This window comes from Nitrospira sp. BLG_2 (assembly GCF_049222245.1).
Window position 1 is genome coordinate 1 of the sequence record NZ_JBLYIG010000051.1, and the last position, 8,027, is coordinate 8,027.

General features: G+C 53.3%; 8 protein-coding genes. 5 read left to right on the top strand and 3 right to left on the bottom strand.

Annotated features, from left to right (window positions below; translation table 11 throughout):
• The 3 genes from ACOSYY_RS01460 to ACOSYY_RS01470 form a co-directional block, all read right to left on the bottom strand.
• A partial coding sequence (locus tag ACOSYY_RS01460) for an MGH1-like glycoside hydrolase domain-containing protein (protein WP_526023261.1) occupies positions 1 to 2,196 on the bottom strand: 2,196 nt, incomplete at its 3' end.
• A gap of 216 nt (positions 2,197 to 2,412) precedes the next feature.
• Complete coding sequence (locus tag ACOSYY_RS01465; protein WP_421660480.1) at positions 2,413 to 2,598, bottom strand: hypothetical protein; 186 nt, start codon at positions 2,596 to 2,598, stop codon at positions 2,413 to 2,415.
• 147 nt (positions 2,599 to 2,745) lie between these two features.
• Positions 2,746 to 3,777, bottom strand: coding sequence for a right-handed parallel beta-helix repeat-containing protein (locus ACOSYY_RS01470; RefSeq protein ID WP_421660481.1), 1,032 nt, complete (start codon positions 3,775 to 3,777; stop codon positions 2,746 to 2,748).
• Positions 3,778 to 3,840: 63 nt separating this feature from the next.
• Between ACOSYY_RS01470 and coaE the strand changes: the two genes are divergently transcribed.
• The 5 genes from coaE to ACOSYY_RS01495 form a co-directional block, all read left to right on the top strand.
• Positions 3,841 to 4,461, top strand: coding sequence for a dephospho-CoA kinase (gene coaE / locus ACOSYY_RS01475; RefSeq protein ID WP_421660482.1), 621 nt, complete (start codon positions 3,841 to 3,843; stop codon positions 4,459 to 4,461).
• A gap of 151 nt (positions 4,462 to 4,612) precedes the next feature.
• Positions 4,613 to 5,536, top strand: coding sequence for a thioredoxin-disulfide reductase (trxB, locus tag ACOSYY_RS01480; protein ID WP_421660483.1), 924 nt, complete (start codon positions 4,613 to 4,615; stop codon positions 5,534 to 5,536).
• A gap of 77 nt (positions 5,537 to 5,613) precedes the next feature.
• Complete coding sequence (gene thiI / locus ACOSYY_RS01485) at positions 5,614 to 6,828, top strand: tRNA uracil 4-sulfurtransferase ThiI (RefSeq protein WP_421660484.1); 1,215 nt, start codon at positions 5,614 to 5,616, stop codon at positions 6,826 to 6,828.
• 432 nt (positions 6,829 to 7,260) lie between these two features.
• A complete protein-coding gene (locus tag ACOSYY_RS01490) occupies positions 7,261 to 7,503 on the top strand; it encodes a hypothetical protein (protein WP_421660486.1) in 243 nt (80 codons plus the stop codon).
• Between the two features lie 14 nt (positions 7,504 to 7,517).
• Positions 7,518 to 8,027 (top strand): toxin-antitoxin system HicB family antitoxin (locus tag ACOSYY_RS01495; protein WP_421660487.1); only part of this gene is annotated, 510 nt, incomplete at its 3' end.

The window sequence follows — 8,027 nt, forward strand, 5'->3', positions numbered from 1 at the left end:
GATGCCGTAGGGTGAGAGAAATTCCTCCTCGTCGAGCATGTACCGTAATACCGACTTGAGCCGTACTGGATTGACCAGCGACAAAAACCTCCGTACTCCTCCGTCATATGAATGGGTCTCGACGTGAGCGCTGAAATCAGGCCGATTTTCGATGAACCACTGCATGCGGTGCTTAAACCGGGGAAGGCTGTCGACCAACTCCGAGTCCAACGTTTCCACGGCAAACAGCGGAATCAGTCCAACGAGAGACCGAACCTTGAGCGGAAAATTTCGTCCATCAGGAAGATGCAGCACATCATAAAAAAATCCGTCTTCCCTATTCCAAAGCTCGATTTTTTCACCCCCGATGTTGTTCATGGCTCTGCAGATGTACACAAAGTGCTCGAAGAACTTGCTCGCGACATCTTCATATGCTCGATTATCACGCGCCAGCTCCAGTGCGATCGAGAGCATATTGAGGCAATACATTCCCATCCAACTGGTCGCATCCGACTGTTCGATATGACCACCGGTCGGCAACGGCGCGCTTCGATCAAAAACACCGATGTTGTCGAGTCCCAGAAACCCACCTTGAAAGATATTCTTCCCCTCCGCATCTTTTCGATTCACCCACCAGGTGAAATTCAATAACAGCTTATGAAACACTCGCTCGAGGAAAACCCGATCACCGACCCCTCTCCTCTTTCGTTCGATCTTATAGACTCGCCATGCAGCCCAGGCATGAACCGGCGGGTTGACGTCTCCAAACGCCCACTCATATGCCGGAATCTGCCCGTTCGGGTGCATGTACCATTCTCTCAGCATCAGAATGAGCTGTTCTTTCGCGAAGGTCGGGTCAACAAGAGCCAGCGGAATGCAATGGAATGCCAAGTCCCACGCGGCATACCAGGGATATTCCCATTTGTCCGGCATCGAGATCACATCGGCATTGTAGAGATGTGTCCAGTCGGCGTTCCGTCCTTGGAGACGTTCCTGGGGAGGATCCGGCATCCCTGGATCCCCGACGAGCCAGCGTTTCAAATCATAATGATAAAATTGTTTGCTCCACAGTAACCCGGCAAACGCCTGTCGTTGCACCACCCGTGCATCCTCGGAAAGATCAGCTGGAGCCAGTTCGTCATAAAACTCATCGGCTTCATGGATGCGTTGAGCAAAGAGTTCATTGAACGCTTGAACTTTAAACCCGGCCATCTCTGTTCGATTGGTCAGACGCAGGCGAATGATTTCCGATGCTCCCGGAGGCAGGAATAATCGATACTCAGCGGCAGCCTTTGAGCCGACCTTCTCCGGATTGACCGCATCTGATCGACCATGGATTATGTAGTCATGAAAACCATCTTTCACATATTTGGCGCCGTCTTGGTCACCGTATAATCGGCGCGTATTCGTCTCATTCTCAGTAAAGAGTAGCGACGGCGTCCCTCCACACCATAGGCGACGTTCTCCATAATACCCATGATCCAATTCAATCACGCTCATCTCATCGACAGCTTTTCCCTCGCGCATTCTTGGCCGACGAGCATCGATTCCCCATGACCAAGTATTCCGGAACCAGAGGGTGGGTAACAACGTCAACTCGGCAGAATCCGGCCCTCGGTTCGTCACCTGGATACGGATGAGAAGCTCCTCCGGGGTTGCCTTCGCATATTCGACGACGACATCGAAGTAGCGATTCTCATCAAACACTCCGGTGTCGATCAGCTCGTACTCCAACTCTCCGCGTCCGCGACGGCGATTTTCCTCAGCAAGCTTGGCATACGGGAACTCGGCCTGTGGATACTTATAGAGATACTTCATGTATGAATGGGTCGGCGTTGAATCTAAATAGAAATAATACTCTTTGACATCTTCTGCGTGATTGCCTTCGTTGCCTGTCAGACCGAATGCTCGCTCCTTCAGTATAGGATCGCGTCCATTCCATAGCGCGACGGCAAAACAGATGTATTGGTGACGATCTGAAATTCCGGCTAGTCCGTCTTCGTTCCACCGGTAGGCGCGCGAGCGGGCATGGTCATGAGGAAAGGCTTCCCAAGCAGTTCCGTGAGGGCTATAGTCTTCACGCACCGTTCCCCAGGCACGTTCGCTCAAGTACGGCCCCCAGCGTCTCCAATGCTGCTTACGAATTGCATCTTCGCCAAGCCGTTGCCGCTCAGCGTTTCGCGGAGAGCGAGAAGATGTCCGAACTGTTTTCCCCACTGGACCTCTTACGTGCGTGCGAATATCAAGCGGACAGGATTACGATGCACTCACTGAGGACAAGAATCAAGGCATGATCGCTTGACGCAAGGACTTAGACTCATCCCTCTTGTCGGTCTCCCGTTTACCTTAAGAGGGTATGAAGTCGTAAGAAAAAATGGAAGCTTGCGAATTGTCGACCGGAGAGGGGCACCGGGTAGGCCAAGGAATTGAGTGCTAGCTCCAGATCACTCGTTCTTGATTCAAGAGATATTCAATGACTTCGATGCTGTTCCGCATCTGGATCTGTGCCTTCTCAGACATAGGCAGCACGGCCCCCACCAACTTGCCGGATTCCATATCCATGAGCGAGGGGATACCTTCACTCGACGATTTTTCAAGGTTACTGCGAAAGCTAGCCAAGGGAAACCTCCTGGTTGAATCCTTCTCGGCTTGCTCGTGACGTTACTTTAATTGAAGGGATGAACCGGAAGGATACGCGCTACACAGAAAGCATACCATACGCATTCTCCACAAAGGAGCCTCCCCTATCCCATTGTTTCAGCTTGGTTATTGACGATTTTGTGCGGGAACCAGAAGCGGAGGCAGAGCCCCAAGGTAATGAAACGTCCCGCGGTTCAGCAAAGTCGTGTCGGGCTTCAGTCGGAAATCATCATGCTCCGCATCGACAAAGCGTGGATCGGCCGTCATGTCCGATTCAGCCTGGAGTTCCGGCGCGTGAATGTTCGGGGATCCGGCCCTCATGTAGTTCACCTCATTATCGAACAAGACGTTGTACGACGTCTTGGCCTGACTCGAATCTGCCATGAGAAAGCCGACTTTATTGAGGCTCAGAATATTCCCAGAGGCCTCGATCGTGGACAAGCCTAGGAATGCCGCTCCACCACCATTCTTGACCAGGGTATTATTGACCAAGACCGCTTTTGTCCTGTCACTGATCACGACGGCCTCGAACAAATTTCTGGTGATGATATTACGCTCAAGCCGGACCGAAGATGTGCCGGTCACATTCACACCGTGGTCGTTATCATGGATTACATTTCCGATCAGAAGAACCTGAGAATCCGAAAAATGCACGCCCGTCGTCTCACTCCCCCCGATCACACAGTCTTCGATACGGACATCCTGCACCTGTTGGCCGAAAACCATTCCTTTCGCATGAACCTGACGCAGCGTGATGCGGTTCCCGTTGAAAATGCCGAGGGCATGCCCTCCATGTTCGCCAATCGTAAGGCCGCTGATTTCGATATCTGTCGCCCCATAGGGCCACTTGCCGACATGCAGCACGCCGACTAGATCGCTTCTCCCAAGGAGAGTTACCTTGTCTGCACCCGCACCCATAATCTTGATCTTTTCTTTGCTATGGACGGTAAGATCCTGAGCATAAGCCCCTGCCTTGATCAGGACCGTGTCACCCTTCATGGCGCTGTCCACGGCCTCTTGAAGTGAAGAAAAATCCCCCGTGCCGTCGAGCGCGACGGTAATTGTCCTCGGCGTGGGCACGGTATTTTCAGCTCGGGCACGGCCCGGACCAACAAAGATCAAACCAAGGACTAGCGCGAAATAAACAATTGGCCGCATGGGGAACTTCATACAAGCCCGCGGCCAATCCTGTCAATCGCGCGTTGTTGTACGGCAGGACGCATGATATGCTCCGCCGCCATGATGCTTGTCGGCTTAACCGGAGGCGTGGCCACCGGGAAAAGCACCATCGCAAAGATGTTCCGGCAATGCGGGGCCATCGTAATCGACGCGGATGAATTAGCGCGTGACGTTGTTCAGCCAGGCAAACCGGCGTGGCGGGAGATTGTCATGGCGTTCGGCAGGGGAATCTTGCATCCTGATAGCACCATCGATCGTCACGCTCTGGGCGCGATCGTCTTTCGCGACAAAAAAAACCTCCGCCGTCTCGAACGGATCATTCACCCGCGCGTCGCACGGCAACAGGTCAAGCTGGCCAAACAAGCCGAAAAGAGAAATCCCCACGCGGTCGTGATCTACGATGTCCCGTTGCTCTTCGAAGCCGGCATCGACAAACGTGTGGATAAGATCATTGTCGTGACCGCTGATCGAGAAACCCAGATCGCCCGCCTCAGAAAGCGAAATGGCCTCTCACGATCCGAAGCACTTCGACGCATCAGAAACCAGCTGCCTCTGACAAAAAAGCGCCGACTGGCAAATTATATTCTGGATGGCACTAGGGATCGAAGACGGCTTGCCAGAGAGGTCTTCAAGCTGTTTAAAGACCTCCGGCCTCTTGGTTGACCGGCGTTCGTATGCGTCAATGGCGCTTTCTCCGGGCTTCGCTCCCTGGGCCTTACGACGCGGTTTGGCGATTCACAACGGGCCGCCATGAATAACGCGGGCTAAGAGCCTTCTACTTTCAGCTTTCACGCTGTGATAGAGTCACACCGATATGCACAACGTCGTTATCATCGGATCGGGTCCGGCGGGACTCACCGCAGCCATCTATGCTGCCCGCGCGAATCTCGTTCCTCTCCTCATCGAAGGCTGGATGGCAGGCGGCCAGCTCACGACTACCACCGAAGTGGAAAACTACCCTGGTTTCGCAAAGGGCATCATGGGGCCGGAACTAATGAAAGAGATGCGCTCTCAAGCAGAGCGATTTGGAACGGTCTTCAAGATCGGTGACGCCACATCGGTCGATCTCCGGACTCGGCCTTTTCAAATCATTGTGGACGGCGAGGAAGCCCTTGAAACCAAAACGTTGATCATCGCGACCGGCGCCTCTCCGATCACGCTCGGTCTCTCAAACGAAAAACGATTGTGGGGCCATGGTGTGTCCAGCTGCGCGACCTGCGATGGATTTTTCTTCAAAGGTAAAGAATTGGTTGTCGTAGGTGGCGGAGACAGCGCGATGGAAGAGGCGACATTTCTCACCAAGTTCGCCACCAAAGTGTCGGTTGTTCATCGCCGCGACAAGCTTCGGGCTTCCAAAATCATGCAAGACCGGGCCATGAAGAATGAAAAAATTGCTTTTGTCTGGAACAGTGTCGTCGAAGATATTCTTGGACAGGATGTGGTGGCCGGTGTCCGCATCAGGAATGTCGTCACTGGAAAGGCCTGGGATTTGCCCTGTTCCGGGTTCTTCCTGGCGATCGGCCACCACCCGAACACCGCGCTTTTCAACGGCCAGCTGAAGATGGACGGCGCAGGCTATATCGTGACGAATCACGGAACAGCCACCGATGTCCCCGGCGTGTTTGCGGCGGGGGATGTCCAAGACCCCCATTATCGTCAGGCCATTACCGCAGCCGGGACCGGCGGCATGGCTGCGATCGACGCCGAGCGATTCTTAGAAGCCTCAGGCCAAGGTTGAGGCCAAGGCTCAGCTCTTTCGGAAAAAAGGACCTTACACCTTAACCTCGACCTCAACCTATCTCCAGCATGCGTTGTGTGATCGTCCACTATCATGAGCTTGCTCTTAAGGGCCACAATCGAGATTACTTCGAGCAATGCCTCATTAAAAACATTCGGACCGCCCTGGCGGATGCGGGAGTGCGGCAAGTCGAGAACCTGCACAGTCGAATCCGCATCTGGCTCCCGCCCGAAGCTCCCCCAGAAGTGGTTCGAGAGCGGCTTATACGTGTATGCGGCATTGCCAATTTTTTGCCGGGTCGTGTTGTTCCGCTCCAATTGGCTAATCCGAACTTGGATGCGCTCACAACGGCAGTCTTCGAAGAGATTGAATCGCAATCCTTCACCACGTTCAGGATTACAGCCAGACGAGCCGACAAGCGACTGACGTTGACCTCAATGGACATAGAAAAAGCGCTCGGTGCCGCGGTCTGCGCCAGAACCGGAAGGAAAGTCAGCTTGAAGAATCCTGACTTGACCATTTATATCGAGCTCCTGTCAAAGGAGGCGTTTTGCGCGGCGGCAAAGATCGAAGGTCCCGGCGGCATGCCGGTCGGCGTGAGCGGAAAGATCGCCTGCCTGATTTCGGGTGGAATCGACTCACCTGTGGCCGCCTATCGCATGATAAAGCGCGGATGCCTTGCTTCTTTCATTCACTTTTCGGGGCGGCCATTGGTCAGCCGAGCTTCGGAGGAAAAAGTTCACGAACTTGTACGGCACCTCACCGCCTTTCAATACGATTCACGCCTCCATGTGATTCCTTTCGGGGAAATCCAGCGAGAGATCATTCTGAACGCGCCTGCCCCGTTCCGCATCGTGCTGTACAGACGAATGATGGTCCGAATCGCTCAGGAGTTGGCGAGAAAGGAACAGTGTTGGGCGTTAGTGACAGGCGATAGCCTGGGTCAAGTGGCGTCTCAAACGCCTCAGAATTTGTGTGCGATTGAAGAAGCAGCGGAGCTGCCGATCCTCCGGCCACTGATCGGCATGGACAAACGTGAGATCATCGACGAAGCCAGACGTCTCGGCACCTACGAGACGTCGATAGAGCCCGACCAGGACTGTTGCAAACTATTTGTGCCTCCCCACCCAAGCACCAAAACTCGCCTTGATGATGTGCATAGAGTCGAACGCATGATCGATATTTTCGCCTTGGTCAAACGAGGCGTGGAGAACGCGGAGTTGACCGAGTTGTCGTTCCCCTCTTCGGCTGCGTCACGTGAAGCCATTGCAAAACCGGATCGACCACGGTAAGCTCGGCACACCCATCGAGTATGTTCTCCTCGCCTGCTCGATAATCAAACCAGCCGACGATCTGCCATACCGGAGAGGTGCGAGAGCGGCCGAATCGGGCAGTCTCGAAAACTAATTTTTGGATAACACGAAAACCCAATAAAAATGATAATTCCCGCATAAACACAGGGGGAAGAGCGCTTTAGCCCTTCCCCTGCTTTCCTCAGATTTCCCTCCATTTCCCACTCATTTCACAACGCTTTTCACAACGGTGTAAATACGCCTCTAACAGTGTCAACAGCACCAATTGATAGTCCAAAGATGCTCTGCTACATTGCGCCCGCCGGTAGAAGGCTCAAAAGCGTAATTCTAGATCAGCCTTGATTAGTTGATACTATGGGCGGTATCATGACGCAACAAAGAATAGGGGAGATACGCGGCCGGATTGCAGATATGCGTAATCGCCTAGGAAATATCAAGTTCAGTGAGATGAGCGCGTTAGCCCAGTCAGTGGGCAGAGCACAACGGCCCGGGAGCTCGCCGCCCATGTATGTGAGCCCGCTTCCAGGAAGACGGGCCCTGCCTATTCACTATCACCCGGGATGCATGAAAAAAGGGACGGCAAAGGCCTCGCTTGATATTATTGAGGGCGATCTTGACGCCTGGGAAGTACAGTTGGAAGAAGGCAAGCGCTAGAAGGAGGAGGTTCCATGCCGAACATCACCCCTACTGACATGATGCAGCGTCCATACGAGCGTGTATTGATCCCGGAAGCAGAGGGCGGATACTCGGCATACATTTCGGAGTTCGAAGGGTGTATCGCCGAAGGCGAAACTCCAGAAGAAGCACTAAAAAATCTAGAGGCAACCGCCATTGGATGGATTGAGGCTGAGATTGAAGCTGGCCGTGATATTCCCAGCGCATGGAATGATCAGGTGTACAGCGGTAAACTCCTACTTCGACTTCCAAAAAGCTTGCATCGACAATTAGCGCGCGAGGCTGAAAAAGAAGGGATAAGTCTGAATCAGTACGTCATTTATAAGCTCGCGCAGCAAAAGACAACGGTCGCCACTGCGGTTCCTGAGTCGATAAATCAATTGTTTGAGAAAGCCATTGCGAGTCTTTACGGTGCCATAGAAAGACCGGCTCAACTTGATCCATTCGAAAAGTATCTGACCGTATCCAGCGCTTCCAGGACCATACTTACAGGAAAATTAGCA

Excerpts from the sequence above, each read along its gene's own strand:
- coaE (WP_421660482.1), top strand. The coding sequence starts at position 3,841 with ATGATATGCTCCGCCGCCATGATGCTTGTCGGCTTAACCGGAGGCGTG.
- ACOSYY_RS01490 (WP_421660486.1), top strand. The coding sequence starts at position 7,261 with ATGCGTAATCGCCTAGGAAATATCAAGTTCAGTGAGATGAGCGCGTTA.
- ACOSYY_RS01470 (WP_421660481.1), bottom strand. The coding sequence starts at position 3,777 with ATGCGGCCAATTGTTTATTTCGCGCTAGTCCTTGGTTTGATCTTTGTT.
- trxB (WP_421660483.1), top strand. The coding sequence starts at position 4,613 with ATGCACAACGTCGTTATCATCGGATCGGGTCCGGCGGGACTCACCGCA.